This is a genomic window from Aquamicrobium lusatiense, assembly GCF_014201615.1.
In the GTDB taxonomy this organism is placed as follows: domain Bacteria; phylum Pseudomonadota; class Alphaproteobacteria; order Rhizobiales; family Rhizobiaceae; genus Mesorhizobium; species Mesorhizobium lusatiense.
Genome location: NZ_JACHEU010000003.1, coordinates 102,721 through 118,287, shown reverse-complemented (window position 1 = coordinate 118,287; position 15,567 = coordinate 102,721). Strand labels below are relative to the sequence as shown.

The following is a 15,567-nucleotide window of genomic DNA, read 5'->3' as shown; positions in this document are numbered from 1 at the left end:
GCAACAAGAAGTCCTCAACGGACCGCACTGCCAGATATCGAACCTATGAGGGAACACTGACATGATCAGACGATCCATTTTGAAGGCACTGGCCTTCTCAGCCATCTCCCTGCCGATGCTTATGACCACACCGGCCGTTCAGGCGCAGGATGCGCAGACGGTCGACATCGGCGTGCTTCTGTCCATGACCGGCAGCCTCGGCCGTGGCGGCAACAACGTCGTGCTCGGCATGCAGACGGCGCTGGAAGAAGTGAACGCGCTGTCGCCCTCGCGGCAGTTCCGGCTCGTCATCGAGGACGACGAGTCCAGCCCGCAGGCCGCCATGGACGGCATCCGCAAGCTTGTCGACGTCGACAAGGTTCCGGTCGTGCTTGGAACCGTCGGCAGCGCCACCACCATTCCAACCGCGTCCTACTCGCTGTCGAAGAATATTCCGCATGTCGGCCTCACCGCCTCGTCGCCGGATGTGCGTTCGCTCGGCAAGGGCTACTTCTCGATCATCGCCACGGACGAGGTGATGGGCGCGGCCCTTGCCAAATTCGCCATGGAAGACACCGGCAAGAAAAAGGTCGGCATCATCGTGGCCAACGACGCCTATGGCGTCGGCCTTGCCAGGCGCATGCAGGAAGCGGTCGCCGCCAATGGCGGCGAGGTGGTCTCCGAAGTCCGCTACGAGGCGGGCCAGCCGGACTACCGCGCCGAGCTGCAGCGCCTGTTCTCGCCCAAGCCCGAGATCGTGCTTGCGGTGAGCTGGGGCGACAATGCCCGCCTGCTGACCAAGCAGGCCTATGAAATGGGCCTCATGCAGACCGTGCAGGGCGCATGGTATCAGCCCTATCCGGCCGAGATCGTGAACGCCTGCATCGCCGAGGCCTGCGAGGACGTGAAGGGGCTCGATATCGCGGCCGATCGCGGCGAACGCTTCCAGCAGCTCAGGACCTCGCTTGAGACCCGCGTGGGCTCCGATGTGGTCATCGACTGGTTCATCGGCGTGGGCTACGATGCCGTATGGGTGACCGCGCTTGCCGTGGATCTGGCGAATTCCGCCGAACCCGCGGCCATTTCCGCCGCGCTGCCGAAGGCTTTCGAGATCTATCGCGGCGTCTCGGATGCGGACATGTCCGTCGACGCGGACGGTATCCAGCACAATCAGGAGTATGGCAGCTTCGTCATCAAGGCCGGCAAGCTCGAACCCTATACGGCCCACTGAACGGTTGCGGGCGGCCTTGCACAAAGGCCGCCCGCCCGGAACCTGCTGCAGGGGCCGGACGCAGGGAAGACGTAACGGGAAAATGACGTCGACATGAATCTCACCCAGATACTCATCAATTCGCTGGTGCGCGCCAGCGAACTCGGGCTGATCGCCATGGGCGTCACCCTGGTGTTCTCGTTGTTGCGGTTCGCCAATTTCGCGCATGGCGAGCTGGCCCTCATCGGCGCCTATCTCGCCTATGCGCTGTCCGCTGCGGGGCTCGACCTGTGGCTGGCCATTCCGGTCAGCGCAGTGGCCACCGGTTTCATCGCGGTCGCCATCGACAAGGCGCTGTTCGCCCGCGTGCGCACCGCGCCGGGCCTTGTGCTGCTGGTCGCATCCATGGGGCTTTCGCTGTTTCTCAAGAACATCGTCGGCGCGATCTGGGGCACGAAATCCTATTCCTTCGAGGGCTCGCTGGCGCGCAGCTTTTCCTTCGCCGGCGGCTTCATAACCTCCACGCAGGTCACCATCCTCGTCGTCAGCGTCATCGCCATGCTGTGCTTCCACCTGCTGCTTTCGCATACGCGGCTTGGCCGGGCGATGCGCGCGCTGGCCGACGACAGCGAGCTGGCGCGGGCGCGGGGCATCCGCGTCGAGGCGATCATCTCCAGGGTCTGGTTCATCGTCGGCAGCTATGCAGCCCTCGGCGGCGCGCTGATCGGGCTGGAAACGGTGATTTCGCTGGAGCTGGGCTACAGCGTCATCCTGCCCGCCTTCGCGGCCGCCGTTCTGGGCGGCATCGGCTCGGTGCATGGCGCGATGCTGGGCGCGCTGATCATCGGGCTGGCCGAGAACATCGTGCTGGCCATCGACTGGTCGTTCCTGCCCTTCGCATCCGGACCGCTCTACATCGATACCGGATACAAGCTGGCCGTCGCCTTCCTCGTAATGGTGGCGGTGCTCATCCTGCGGCCGCGCGGCCTCTTCCAGGGAACGAGTGGCGACTGATGACCGATATAGTTCTTTATTTCGCGACCATGATCGGCATCTACACGATTGCCGCCATCGGCCTCAATTTCCAGTACGGCATCGCCGGGCTGATCAATTTCGGCGTCGTCGGCTTCTTCGCCATCGGCGCCTACACGTCCGGCCTGCTCACCCTTGCCGGGGTGCCGGTCTGGGCGGGCCTGCTCGCCGGTGCGCTGATGGCGGGGCTGGTTTCGGCACTGATCGCGCTGCCGACGCAGCGTCTCAACGTCCACTACTGGGCGATCACCACAGTGGGGCTGGCCGAGGTCATCCGCCTCATCCTGCTCAACGAGGACTGGCTGACGCGCGGCTCGTTCGGTCTGGTCGGCATACCGCGCCCGCTCGATGCCATCGTGCCGGCCGGATATCAGACGGCGGCCTTCTGCGGGCTGGTCTGGCTGCTGGCGATCGCATGCTATCTGGCGCTGCGCCTTCTCGTATCCTCGCCGTTCGGGCGCGTGCTCAAGGCGGTGCGCGAGGAGAATGATCTGGCCCTGTCGCTCGGCAAGCCCGTGTTCTCCATCAAGGTGCGGGCGCTCGCCATCGGCGGCCTGCTGATCGGGCTCGCCGGCGCGCTTTATGCCCATTACCTGACCTTCATTTCGCCGGCCGACTTCCTGCCCACCGTCACCATCATCATCTGGGCCATGGTCATGATCGGAGGTCGCGGCAATCTCGCGGCCTCGGTCGTCGGCGTCGCGGTCGTCACCGTGTTCCTCAACAGCACGCGCTTCCTCAAGGATGTCATCGCGCTCGACCCGCAGATGATCGCCAGCCTGCGCATGGTGGTGATCGGCCTGCTGATCATGGCGATCGTGGTTTACCGCCCCGACGGCCTGTTCCCCGAACGCAAGAAGGAGTTCGCAGATGGCGACACCCCTGCTGGCCGTTGAGCGCCTGTCCAAGAGCTTTTCCGGCTTCCACGCGCTTCAGGACGTTTCGCTGGAAGTCGCCGAGCGCAGCATCGTGGGGCTGGTCGGCCCCAATGGCTGCGGCAAGTCCACGCTGTTCAACTGCGTCAGCGGCTTCCTGCCGTTCGACAGCGGGCAGGTCCGTTTCAGGGGCGAGCAGATCGGCGGCATGGCTCCGCACCGGATCGCGCGGCTCGGGCTGGTGCGCACCTTCCAGAACGGCCATGCCACCAAACGCATGACGGTTCTGGAAAACATGCTGATGGCGGCAGCCGGTCAGACCGGCGAGCTGCCGTTGCAGGCGCTGTTGCGCCGCGCCGCGATCAGGACGCAGCAGACGGCTCAGCTCGGCCGGGCGCGCGAAATCCTCGAAACGCTGAAGCTGACGCGGGTCGCCAACGAATATGCCGGCAATCTGTCCGGCGGCCAGCAGAAGCTTCTGGCGCTCGGCCGCGCGGTGATGTGCGACGCGGATCTCATCATGCTGGACGAGCCGGCGGCCGGCGTGAACCCCACGCTGGTGCGCGAATTCGTCTCCATGGTGCGCGATCTGCGCGACCGGTCGGCCAAGACCTTCCTCATCATCGAGCACGACATGAAGTTCATCAGCGGGGCCTGCGATCATGTGTTCGTGCTGAGCGCCGGCCGCAATCTTTCCTCCGGCACGCCGGCGCAGATGCAGCGCGATCCGCGCGTGCTGGAGGTCTATCTGGGGAAGCGCCATGCAGCCGTTGCTTGAAGTCGCGAACCTGCGCGCCGGCTACGGTCCGGCACAGGTGCTGCACGGGGTGGATCTGTCGGTTTCTGCCGGCGAGATCGTATCGATCATCGGACCGAACGGTTGCGGCAAGTCCACGCTGCTCAAGTCGATCATGGGCTACGTGCCGTGGTCGAAGGGGGAAATGCGCCTTGAAGGCCACAGCATCCTCGGCAGGCAGACGGAAGAGCTGGTCGGGCTCGGGCTCGGGTTCGTTCCCCAGCTTGCCAACACGTTCAAAGGCATGACCGTTCGCGAGAATCTGGAGCTGGGCGGCTATACGCTCGACCGAGCGGCGGTGTCGCGGCGCATCGAGGAACTGGTCGGCATTTTCCCCATACTGACTCCGCGCATGCGCCAGAAGGCGGGCACCATGAGCGGTGGCGAACGCCAGACCGTGGCGCTCGCTTCGGCGCTGATGGCCGGCCCCCGCCTGCTGCTGCTCGACGAGCCGTCCGCCGGGCTGTCGCCCTCCGCCACGGCCGACATGTTTGCCAGCGTGAAGGAACTGCCCGCGAAGCTCGGCATCACCGTGCTGATGGTGGAGCAGGACGTCTATGGCGCGCTCGAAATCTCCGACCGCGGCTATGTGCTGGCAATGGGCCAGAACGAGTTTTCCGGCTCCGCGGCCGATATCCTCAACGACCGCCGCATAGGCATCGCCTATCTCGGCATGGATCCCGACGAACAGGAAGCTGGCCATGACGCGTCGTAACATCTCCTCCGGCTCGCATTTCGAGGCGGCCTATGGATATTCCAGAGCCGTGGTGACCGGGAGCCAGGCTTTCGTTTCCGGCACGGTGGGCATGAATTACGCCACCGGCACGATCGATCCCGACGCGGCCATGCAGGTGCGCCAGATCGTAACCAATATCGAGGCAGCCCTTGCACAGGCGGATTTCAGGCGGGCTGACATCGTCCAGCTCACCACCTATATTGCCGGCGCAGAGTTGATGCCGGCCGTGGGGGCGGCGCTCGGCGAGACATTCGGGGACATCCGGCCGGCCAATACGGTTGTGGTCGTGGGTTTTCCGGTGCCCGGTGTTCTGGTTGAAATCAGCGCGGTCGCGGTGAGGGGCTGACGGAGAATGCAGTGTCCGGCTTGAAGGCTATCGATCCGATTGACCGGCAGGAAACGCTGGGCGGCATGGCGCATCGCAGCCTGCGCAGCGCGCTGATGGCCGGCAATTTCCGTCCCGGCGAGAAAATCACCATCCGGGCCGTCGCCGCCGTGCTCAATGTCAGCATGACGCCGGCGCGCGAGGCGCTCTTCAACCTCGTGGCCGAGGGTATTCTCGAACTCGACCAGAACCGCACGGTGCGCATTCCCGCCCTGACGCCGGAGCGCGTGGCAGAGATCACGGCCATCCGCCTGTCGCTGGAGAAGCTCGCCACCGAGGCCGCAACCGCGATCATCGATGACGAGACCGTCGATCGCATCGAGGCTTTCCACAACGAACTCGTCGACCATTTCGCCGCGAAGGACTACACGGCCATGATCGAGGCGAACTGGAAGGTGCATTTCACCCTCTATGAAGCGGCGGGAATGCCGACGCTGCTGAAGATGATCGAGAGCCTGTGGCTCACGGTCGGCTCCTACCTCGTCACCATCTATCCGGACTTCGCCACGCCGGCCGATGGCCTGCCTCATCACGAGAAGCTGATCGGGGCCTTGCGGACACGCAATGCCTCGGTGGCCGCACAGGCCATCGCAACCGATATCCAGTTCTCGGCAGAAGCACTCACGCGCGCAGTCGCCCATCATGAGGAGCGGCGACTGCACGGGACATTTCCCATATCCAGAAAGCTCTAGATAGCGTGGCCTGACACCGCTGGACGGCCTGCGCTTCCCTCATGGCATGGGGCTGCGCAGCGCCGCAAACCAAAGGCGAAGGCAGCGCCCGCAATCTCCCCGTATCAGGCCCCTTCATCCCCGGGATTTTCACCGAGCTTTCAACCGCGGGCGGAATACTGTACTCGCCACAGGCAGGCTTCGGTGTTCGGGAGAGGACTGGATGGGGACCGCAGACGAGCGCCCGTTGCGCATCATGAGGGTATGCCGGTGGGTGGATCTGACGCCCACCATGCGGCGGGTGACGCTTGCCGGAGCCGACGTCGGGCCGCTGGCTGGCAGCGGATTGCACGCAAGGCTGCTGTTTCCCGAAGACGACCAGCCACAATGGCCGCATGTCAGCGCCGATGGCCGCCCGGTCTGGAACCGGGGACAGGCGCGGATGCCGATACGGGCTTACACCCTGCGCAACATTCGTGCCGATGCCGGTGAAGTCGACATCGACTTCTTCCTGCATGACGGGGACGGGGTCGCCGCTTCATGGGCGAAAAATGTGAAGGCGGATGCTCTTCTGGGCATCATCGGCCCCATTGGCCGCCCTGTCGATGAAGCCGACTGGTATCTGTTTGCCGGCGATGAATCTTCCCTGCCCCCGATCGCGCGCATGCTGGAAAATCTGCCTCATGATGCCCGCGGGCTTGTGCTGATCGAAATCGCCAATGCGCAGGAGCGGCAGGTTCTGCAAGCGCCGGCCGGCATGGAAATACGATGGCTTCAGCGCGATGGCGAGCCCGGCCTGCCGCATGGCCGGCTGCTGGCGCAAGCGGTGGTGGAAACGCCCGTTCCCGAAACGGGCCGTGTCGCCTGCTGGCTCGGCGCTGAACTGACCGCCTTCCAGATTGCCCGCGCTCACTGGCGCAAGCTCGGTCACATCGATGAAAGTCGCATCCACGTAGCGCCCTACTGGAACGCCGCGAAACAGACGCGCACCGAGGTGAAGCTGCTCGCCCGCCCCACCCCGGCCGAACTTTTCGAGCCGGTCGACACCGAAGGTCTGGCCGCGCTGTGGCGACGGAATCTGGCGGATCGGACCCCGTCTGGCGTACCCGATTTCGCAGCCGCGCACGCTGTCACCGAAGCGCACCTGATGGCGGCTCTGGTCGGAGAAAGCGTCATACGGCTGGATACCGACTGGGAAGGCATTGTGCAGGCCCTGCCGGAAGCGGGGGAAGTTACCGTCGTGACCCGCAATCCTGCCGCAACCCATCGCAAGCATGGCGTCTTCGACCGGATCATGTGGAATGAGGAACGCCCCGTCGTTCTCGACCGCAACATCAACCTGCGCATCAGACTGGAAAGCTGGACGCACGGCTTCTTTGCCGGCGCACAGATAGCCGGATACGACGCTGACGGGCTGCACATATTCGATTCCTGCGGGCGGTCTGTCCTGCATGTTCTTGCGTGCACGCCGGCCGGCGGTGAAAAGCTGCGCGAGCTTGCGCAGCGTTTCAGGGACAGCGATCAGAACCCCCGGATTGGTGTGCACCGCCCTTCCCCGCCCCCGGCTGCACCCGACGACGCCGAAATCGATGTGGCGGCATTGGCCGCGCAGTGGCGCTCCATGCTCGACACCCATGATATTTTCGCGCTGGCCCGCCGCCACGGCGCGCAGCGCACCCAGAGCTACCGGCTGGTGCCGGACGATCTGGCCTGGCAGGTCGATACCGAGCTGTTCTTCGAGGTGCTGAAGGAAGCAGCCAGACAGGGCGAAGGCGTCATGATCTTCGTCGGTTCGCCGGGCAACGTGCAGATCCATATCGGACAGGTGAACACTGTCAGCGTAACGGCGAAGCGCCTTTCGGTGGAAGACGAGACCTTCGGGCTTGAGATCGCCAGATCCCATGCAGCGAGCTGCTGGCTCGTGTCCAAGCCGACCATCGATGGCGAAATCAGGTCCATCGAGCTGTTTGACGATCAGGGCGATCAGATCGCATGGGTGTTCGGCGAACGCCGCCCCGGCAGCGCTCAGGCGCACTCCTGGCATGCCCTGCTCGACCGGATTTGCGGAAGAACGCCCGTGGCAATCCCGGCCTGACGCGGTTCATCAGGACGACATCCCGCCGATAAAAAGCGCTATGCGCTTGCCTCCTGCAAGTGCGGGAGGCCGGGCTGCGGATCGGATTTCAGGCTGTGCAGGGAAAGGTCGACTTCGCTGACATGCCCCAACCCCTCCGGCCGGCGATGCGAGATGACGATGAACCCGGTGTCTGCCAGCTTCCGGCTCAGGCGGAGGAAGATCTTTTCTTCCGCCGCCCGGTCCAGCGCGCTCGTCGCCTCATCCATGATGACCCATTGCGGCCTGTGCAGGAAGAGCCGGGCCAGAACCAGCCTTTGAAGTTCGCCGCCTGAAAGCGTGGTCAGATCCTCGGGTCCCATGGCCCGGATGACGTCAGGTTTCAGCCCGACATCCTCCAGTGCGGCGTCGATCTCCTGATCGCTGAAAGCCGAAACAGGCAGGGGATAGCAGACCGCTTCCACCGCATCGCCCAGCGGCAGATAGGGGTGCTGGGGAATGACGAAGAAGCCGGACGCCGGGAAGAGCACCTCACCGCGTCCATGTGGCCACAAACCGGCGATGGCCTTGCCCAGCGTGGTCTTGCCGACCCCGGAAGGCCCGCTCAGCCAGATGGACTCGCCCCGGTTGAGACGAAGTTCCGGCAGAGCCAGAAAGGGTTTCGTGCCGGGAGCGGCCAGTTCCAGCGCCTGTGCGCGAAAAACTCCGTCGGGCGATGACCCTGCCGAGATGGCGGGTGCGACGGCTTGCGGAGGCCTGTCCAGAAATTCGATCAGCCCACCCAGGCGCTTCGCGGCGGCGGCCAGTTCCGAAAGCGGCCGATAGGAGAAGATGAACCATGACAGGGTCGTCACCACCTTCGCGAAGGCCGAGCTGATCTGCATCATGCCGCCGAAGGTGAGCGCACCGGCGAAATAGGCCGGCATGGCAAGGAAAGTGGGGATGCGCAGCGCCGTGTAATAATAGGGATAGGTGAAGGAGCTCAGCCGCAGTTCCTGCCCGATGAGGCGCCGCCAGTTGGCCACGATCCGGCCAAACCGCCTGTCGAGTTCGCGACGTTCCGCAGCGGCGCCATCGAGCTGCGCGATCTGATCGGCATTGCGGCGAACATGAACGAGCCCGAAGCGATAATCGGCTTCACGCTGCTGCTGCCTGAAATACAGCTCTTTGAGCGGCCGCCCGAGCAGATGGGTGATTGCGATGGCGAGAATGACATAGGCAAAGGCGAACCAGACCATGTAGCGCGGCAGCGACCAGTCGACGCCGAGCACGCCAAGATCGAGCGCAAAGCCGGAGAGCCCCCACAAGACGCTCGCATAGGATATGAGCCCCACCATGCGCGTGACGATGTCGAGCGACAGGGGAACGAAGCCGGAAGCGGTGGTGCTGTCGGCGACATTCCCGGAAATGAAGATCCGGCTGTCTTCCGCGATACGCTGGTCGGGATTGTCCAGAAGGCCGCCTTCGGTGAACTCCTGTATGCGGTGGTAGTGGCCCCCTTGCAGCCATTTGTCGAGCAGGCGCGCCGTCAGCGCCTCGCGCCAGCGTATTTCCAGCATCTTGCGGAAATAGATGGAACAGAGGTTTCTCGACGCCTCCGCCACCACGATGGCCGCGAAGATCCAGGTCTGGTGCAGCGCTTCGGCCGCGTTCATCTGCTGGAGCGCGTCGTAGAAATCCTTGGTCCAGTCGATGACCCGCAGGGCAACGACGATGGAAGCCAGTTCCAGAACAAGAACCACACCATAGATCAGCAGCGTAATCCTGCCGCCCCTGCCGCTGGTACACAGCTTCAGGATCCGCGAGACATGGCGCAGTATCTCAATCATCGTCAGGTTCCGTTCTCGACACGACCATCGGACAGAGCAGACAGGCCGTCACCCATGACGGCTTGTCTGCTGCTGTTTGCTAGAAGCGCAGCGTTGCTCCCAGCTTGAAGGTGCGCCCCGGCGCAACCTGCGCCTCAAGCGGGCGCGCTCCCGCCGTGGCGGCGGAGGCAGGGGTGACATCGTAACCGTAGAGGCTGTTTCGGAAGTAGCGCGTGTCGAACATGTTCTGGATGCCCGCGTTGAGCTCCAGATTGTTGCGCGGCTTCCAGTTCAGATAGGCATCGAACACCGCATAGCCACCCGGCAGGAAGGCGTTCGGGCTGGCGCGGCGGGTCACCGCTGCGCCAAAGGTGCCCAGAACCTCCGCTTCCAGATTCCAGTCGGCGATGAAATGGCGCAGGCCAAGCACCGCCGTCAGCGGCACGGCCCCGTCGAAGGGCGTCTTCTTTCCGCCCGCCACCCTTTGCGTGCCATGCTGGTAGGAGATCGCCGCAGATGCCCACCAGTCGGCATGGAACTCATATTCGCCGGCGATCTCGATGCCCCACAGTTTGACATCCTCGACATTGTCATAGGTCCAGACATTGGGCCGCGTGGGATCGAGATTCATCGGCCCGCGAATGAAATCCTGATAGTCGGCATAGAAGACACCGGCGCTGAAGCTTCCGCGATCGAACAGCCCTCTGAGGCCGATCTCGTAGTTCCTGACCGATTCCGGCTTCAGACCGGGATTTGGCAGAACGATGCCGCCGATGAACGGGTCGCTGGCCGAAACGAACATCTGCTGCGACGTCGGCATCTTGAAGCCTTCACCATAGGAGGCATAGGCTGAATAGCTGTCGTCCAGCTCGTAGATCAGGCCGAGCTTCTTGATGAGCTTCGTGTTGCTCGTCACCTCGGGCTCGTTGCCGGGAAGGGGCTTGTATCCCGTGTCCCCGGTGGGATCGATCCTGTAGGTCGCAAAGCGAACGCCGGGCGTGATCCTGAGCCGCCCGTCCAGCAGTTCCATCTCATCCTGAATGTAGAAGTCCGCCCGGCGGGTCTTCACTTCGGGGAAGTTGTAGCCCTGATTGGTCTGGATCGTCGTCGCGCCGGTGTCGGATCGGTGGACGATATTATAGCCGTCATAGGAGGAATCCGTCAGATCGCCGTCGAAACCGTAGATCAGCTTGTGGGCGATGCCGCCGGTGGCGAAACGGCTGGTCAGCTGCACATCCGCCTCAAGGAAGGTTTCGCCATAATTGCGCACGGGCGTGTATGTGTCCGTACGCGTGGCGAAGATGCGTGTCTGCGTGCCCGATGTGTCGCGCTTCTGCGGTGAATAGGACAGCTGCCACTTGATTTCGTCGAGCAGCGGCGTGTTGAGCGTCCATTTGTGCTCCAGCGCCAGACGCGTCCTCTGCATGTCCAGCTCGCGCGGATAGCTGGCGCTGGCATAGCCGCTGGAGGCGGCAAAAGCGTCCCACACCTGATCGACTTCGGTGTGGCGCCTGAAGAACTCCCCGGTCAGCCTGAACTCGTGATCTTCGGGGGTCCAGATCAGCTTGCCGAGCGCGTTCCATGCGTAGGTGTCGGCATCGAACAGCTTGTCACAGCCGAAAGAGGCCGGACGCGGACATCCCCAGATGCCGCCGTCGGCGCGCGCATTCCTCAGCCGTGGCTCATGGGCGGACAGGTGGCCAAAACTCGCCAGCATCTGGAAATCGCCCTGCGAGGCCGCCGCCGTGAACTGCTTGCGGAAGCTGCCGTCGAAGCTGTCATAGGCGCTCTTGATTTCACCCGCCCATGGCTTGTCGGAACCATCCAGCAAATCCTGCGGATCGCGAGTGCGAAACGAAACGACGCCGCCCAGCGCATCCGCCCCCCACAGCACGGAAGACGGACCGCGAACGATTTCAACCGCCTTCATGTTGAAGGGATCGGCGAAGTCGCGGCTGCCGTAGATCGTCTGTTCCTGAACCCGCGCGCCATCGACAAGGATCTGCACCCGGTTGCCGCCGACGCCCCGGATGCTGAACGAACCAAGCTGGCCATAGGGATTGTTGAGGGAGGTTTCGCGGTCGACGCTCAGACCGGGAAGATAACGCACCATGTCGTCGATATCGCGAACGGCCCTGCTGTCGAGTTGTTCGCCGGTCAGGATGGTGACGTTCTGCGCGACGTTGAACAGTTCGTTCGGGCCGCGCTGGGCAGTGACGGTTATGCGCTCCAGAAGAATGGTTTCTTCGGGCGTCAAAAGAGGAGCCCGCGCCCCTTCAATGTCCTCCGTGCTCTGCTCGGCTCTCGTTTGCCCGAAAGCATTTCCCGGACCTGCCAGAGCGATCATTGCCACCCCAAGGCCAAGCCATGCGATAAAGCCCGGCCTGCGGCGACCCGTATTGTTTGTGGTAGAATATGTGAAGACAGCCATTGCTCCCCCTCTCTTTAACAACGGGGTTCGCAAGACGGATGCCGCGTCCGGTTTCCTCTACCGAATGCCGCACATTCCAGTGGTCCACCCCGCCCACCGAACTTCCATGGTCAGGCAGGTCTCCTGGCTCACAGGTCATCATGCACCGTCTGTCTTCCCGGCAAAGCCAGTGACAATGAGCGACGGCGCACTCTCTGCTTACAGTTGCGGGGCAGCCCCGGATTTTCACCGGATTCCCTCTTAGCTTTCGCTCTCCGGAGACAACGAAAGAACCATAACCGCGCTCCCGATAACATGGACGCCCGGCAAGTCAATTGCCGCCGGACAGTTAAAGCATCCCGCTCGAAAGAGCGTATCGGTTTCGGGATAGTAACATGCGTTAAAACAACGGCTTAGAGCGGAAGGAGCGAATCCGAAAGATCGCGACACGCTTCAGGTCCGGTCGCCTGCGCCAAACCTCGCCGCAACGATGCGCCGGCGGCCGTGCGGGGAGGTTCAGAGGCTGTGGCAGCCGCCGGCAAGATGCCCCTTTGACCGACACAGCAATGACGTCGGCCGGCGCGGACCGGCCCCACAGGCAGTCCATGGCCTGAAGGCGGCCGGGAAATGGCGGATCGGTTCTATCTGCCGTTGAACACCGGCTTGCGCTTTTCCCGGAACGCCGCAACGCCTTCCTTCAGGTCTGCGCTGGTGCGGACGACGGCAAGGTCGCGCTGGGCGCGCGCAAGCTTTTCCGAAGGTGTCTGGATAAGCGTATGCTCGACGACGAAGCGCTTCAGCGTCTTCAGCACCAGCGGCGCCATATCTTCCATCTCGCGCGCCATCGCCAGCGCGGCTTCCAGATGCCTGCCGTCTTCGACCACCTCATTGGCAAGTCCGATCTCGCAGGCGCGGCGGCCGGAAACGGTTCGGCCAAGCAGCATGATCTCCATGGCCATCTTATGCGGTATGCGCCCTGCCAGCGTGGCAATCATGCCGCCTGTCAGCCCGACCTTACCTTCGGGATAGGAAAAACGGGTGTTCTCGGTCACCACGCACAGATCCGCCATTGCGGCCATCACCAGCGCCCCGCCGACGCACCAGCCATGGACAGCGCATATGACAGGCTTTTCCGTGACGATGCCGATCGTTGGTATGCAGCGCCAGAGTTCGGGAATGTCCGAGACATCGGCGCCGGAAGAAAAAGCCTTTTCCCCTGCGCCCGTGATGATCGCGACCCGCTGATCCGAGCCGTCAAATTCGGCAAAGCGCCGCTGCATCTCATTCGCCACCTCGGCATTGATGGCATTCATCTTCTCCGGGCGGTTGATGGTGAAGATGGTCGTCCTGCCATCCAGTCTTACGTCCAGTGCTGACATTAAGTCCTCCAGTGCTGTGCATGTCCGTCCGGGCCGCTCCGGCCGCCGGATATCAGTTGTCGTCGAGCAGAATGCGGGCGTCGACGGCCACGCAACCCTTTCCGGCTTCTGCAACAAGAAGCGGGTTCACGTCGAGTTCGCAGAAGCGGGGGCCGATGTCCGATACGATCCAGCTGATCCGCGACACGGCCTGCGCAGCGGCATCGATGTCGAGTTCCGCGCTGCCCCTGAAGCCCTGCATCAGCTTTGCGATCTGCAGGCTTTCGATCATCGATCGTGCCTTCTTCTCGCAGACAGGGGCCATCGCCACCGCCACATCCCTGAGCAGCTCAACCAGAACGCCGCCGGCGCCGACGATGATCATCGGGCCGAACTGCGGATCGTTGCGGGCGCCCACCAGCAGTTCGACCTTGCCGGTGCGCATTTCCTGAACCAGAAAACCCTCGATACGCGCATCGGGAAGCTTCTGCGCGATGGATGCGCCCATCCGGGTTACGGCCCGCGCCACATCGTCCGGCGTTTCGAGGCCGAGCACGACACCGCCGACGTCCGATTTATGCACGATGTCAGGAGACACCACTTTCACCACGAAGGGGCCGTCCAGCAGCGCCGCAGCTTCGCTCGCCTGCTCCGCAGTGCCGACGATCTGGCCGCGATTGACGGGCACGCCGTTTTCGCCAAGGAACGCTTTTGCTTCCGCCTCACCGACACTTCCGGACAAGCCTTCGGGCAGGCTTACCGGCTCCATGGCCGCCGGGCGCGCCGGCGCCGTGGCAGGCTTCGTATCTGCAAGCCGGCCCCATGCTTCCGTCGCCCGGATGGCGTCATCGAGACTGTCCGTGTAGATGATCTTCTGCGAGCGAAGGAACGATCTGGCCGCATCGGCCGACTGCCCCTGCTGAAGCACGATGATATGCGGCTTGACATGGCCCTCGTCCCGGGCAGCGACGGTGGCCTCGTCAAACCTGCGGCACAGAAGCTCGACATCCGGGGCCGTGGTGATCGCCGACAGGATGAGATCGCTTCCGGTGTCGGTAATGATCGGCTTCAGCGTCGATGCCCCGACAACCAGCGAGCCACCCTGCTTTGCGGAACCGAGATCGACGGGATTGGAGCCCGCGACATTGGCGGGATAGATTTCGGACAGTTCACTGGCCGTCTCGGCGCTGAATTGCGCCAGCGCTATGCCGTGATCGGTGAGGCGGTCGGCCGTAACGGCGCCACCGCCACCGGACGTCGTGACAATGGCGACGCGCTTCGGCCGGGCCTGCGGGAAGCGTGCCAGCGATGCAGCCAGCAGCACCATTGCATCCGGGTCGTCCATCGTCAGCACGCCGCAATCCCGGCAGGCGGCCTCGAAGGCCTGATAGCTGCCGGCCAGACTGGCGGTGTGCGAGAAGGCCGCGGCTGCGCCGAAGGCCGTGCGCCCCGCCTTGACGGCGAGCCATGGCTTGCCGGCGGCATGGGCGCGCCGGGCCGCCTCGATGAAGCGCGCCGGATCCCTGATCCCTTCGATATAGCTGCATATGACGCGCGTGCGCTCGTCCTCGATCAGATAGTCGACGAAATCGCACATATCCATATCGGCCTGATTGCCGATGGAGAAGCAGTGCGAAAAGCCCAGCCCCCGGGCCATGGCCTTGTCGAATATGGTGGCCATCAAAGCACCGCTCTGGCTCACCAGACCGATGTCGCCCTTCGGCATTTCATCCACGAACAGGGCTGGCGAAGCGCACAGGACGAGATCGTTCGCCGGGCTGATGATGCCAAGGCAGTTGGGACCGATGATGCGCATGTTGTGGCGGTTGGCGGCCGCCACGACCTGACGCTCCAGTTCCGCGCCTTCCGGGCCCGCATCGGAAAACTTGGCGGTGATGACGATCGCCGCCCGCGTGCCGGCCGCACCACAGGCCTCCACCGCATCCTTGACGGCATCCCGCGGCACCGCCATCACGGCCATATCCGGCGGGGTTGGCGTATCCGCGATGGAGGGATAGCACCTGATGCCAAGCAATTGCTCCCGCTTCGGGTTTATCGGATAGATGGCGCCCGAAAAGCGATGGTGGACCAGATTCTTGTAGATGCGGCCACCGAATTTGGTCAGGTCTTCCGAGGCACCGATGACGGCGACTGATCGCGGCGCGAGTATTCCCCGTGGCTGCGCTGCGCCACCAGAAAGCGTAGTCATCCTGTTTGCTCCGTATGCTTGGCT

12 protein-coding genes and 1 riboswitch are annotated in these 15,567 nt (G+C 63.5%); of the genes, 8 read left to right on the top strand and 4 right to left on the bottom strand.

Features of this window, described 5'->3' with window-relative positions:
- The first annotated feature begins 61 nt into the window (after positions 1–61).
- From HNR59_RS16225 to HNR59_RS16190, 8 genes are all read left to right on the top strand, one after another.
- Positions 62–1,210: an ABC transporter substrate-binding protein gene (locus tag HNR59_RS16225; RefSeq protein ID WP_183832079.1), complete on the top strand. Its 1,149-nt coding sequence runs from the start codon at positions 62–64 to the stop codon at positions 1,208–1,210.
- Positions 1,211–1,303: 93 nt separating this feature from the next.
- A complete protein-coding gene (locus HNR59_RS16220; protein ID WP_183832078.1) occupies positions 1,304–2,203 on the top strand; it encodes a branched-chain amino acid ABC transporter permease in 900 nt (299 codons plus the stop codon).
- Positions 2,203–3,117, top strand: a complete 915-nt coding sequence (locus HNR59_RS16215; RefSeq protein ID WP_183832077.1) for a branched-chain amino acid ABC transporter permease — start codon at positions 2,203–2,205, stop codon at positions 3,115–3,117. Before HNR59_RS16220 ends, HNR59_RS16215 begins: the two co-directional genes overlap by 1 nt.
- Entirely contained in the window at positions 3,092–3,874 is a 783-nt protein-coding gene (locus tag HNR59_RS16210) for an ABC transporter ATP-binding protein (protein WP_183832076.1), read from the top strand. Before HNR59_RS16215 ends, HNR59_RS16210 begins: the two co-directional genes overlap by 26 nt.
- Positions 3,858–4,607 (top strand): ABC transporter ATP-binding protein, encoded by a 750-nt coding sequence (locus tag HNR59_RS16205; RefSeq protein ID WP_183832075.1) that lies wholly within the window; start codon positions 3,858–3,860, stop codon positions 4,605–4,607. The genes HNR59_RS16210 and HNR59_RS16205 overlap by 17 nt, the downstream gene beginning before the upstream one ends.
- Positions 4,594–4,974, top strand: coding sequence for a Rid family hydrolase (locus HNR59_RS16200; protein ID WP_183832074.1), 381 nt, complete (start codon positions 4,594–4,596; stop codon positions 4,972–4,974). Before HNR59_RS16205 ends, HNR59_RS16200 begins: the two co-directional genes overlap by 14 nt.
- Before the next feature lie 11 nt (positions 4,975–4,985).
- Positions 4,986–5,705, top strand: coding sequence for an FCD domain-containing protein (locus tag HNR59_RS16195; RefSeq protein ID WP_183832073.1), 720 nt, complete (start codon positions 4,986–4,988; stop codon positions 5,703–5,705).
- Between the two features lie 202 nt (positions 5,706–5,907).
- Complete coding sequence (locus HNR59_RS16190; RefSeq protein ID WP_183832072.1) at positions 5,908–7,779, top strand: ChuX/HutX family heme-like substrate-binding protein; 1,872 nt, start codon at positions 5,908–5,910, stop codon at positions 7,777–7,779.
- A 38-nt stretch (positions 7,780–7,817) separates the two neighbouring features.
- On the opposite strand, the gene HNR59_RS16185 is transcribed toward HNR59_RS16190, so the two are convergent.
- From HNR59_RS16185 to HNR59_RS16170, 4 genes are all read right to left on the bottom strand, one after another.
- Positions 7,818–9,587, bottom strand: a complete 1,770-nt coding sequence (locus tag HNR59_RS16185) for an ABC transporter ATP-binding protein/permease (protein WP_183832071.1) — start codon at positions 9,585–9,587, stop codon at positions 7,818–7,820.
- A gap of 79 nt (positions 9,588–9,666) precedes the next feature.
- Positions 9,667–11,997: a TonB-dependent receptor gene (locus HNR59_RS16180; RefSeq protein ID WP_183832070.1), complete on the bottom strand. Its 2,331-nt coding sequence runs from the start codon at positions 11,995–11,997 to the stop codon at positions 9,667–9,669.
- A gap of 96 nt (positions 11,998–12,093) precedes the next feature.
- Positions 12,094–12,290, bottom strand: a riboswitch (cobalamin riboswitch).
- Between the two features lie 327 nt (positions 12,291–12,617).
- Positions 12,618–13,355, bottom strand: coding sequence for an enoyl-CoA hydratase/isomerase family protein (locus HNR59_RS16175; RefSeq protein WP_183832069.1), 738 nt, complete (start codon positions 13,353–13,355; stop codon positions 12,618–12,620).
- A gap of 52 nt (positions 13,356–13,407) precedes the next feature.
- Positions 13,408–15,543: an acetate--CoA ligase family protein gene (locus HNR59_RS16170; RefSeq protein ID WP_183832068.1), complete on the bottom strand. Its 2,136-nt coding sequence runs from the start codon at positions 15,541–15,543 to the stop codon at positions 13,408–13,410.
- Positions 15,544–15,567 lie beyond the last annotated feature (24 nt).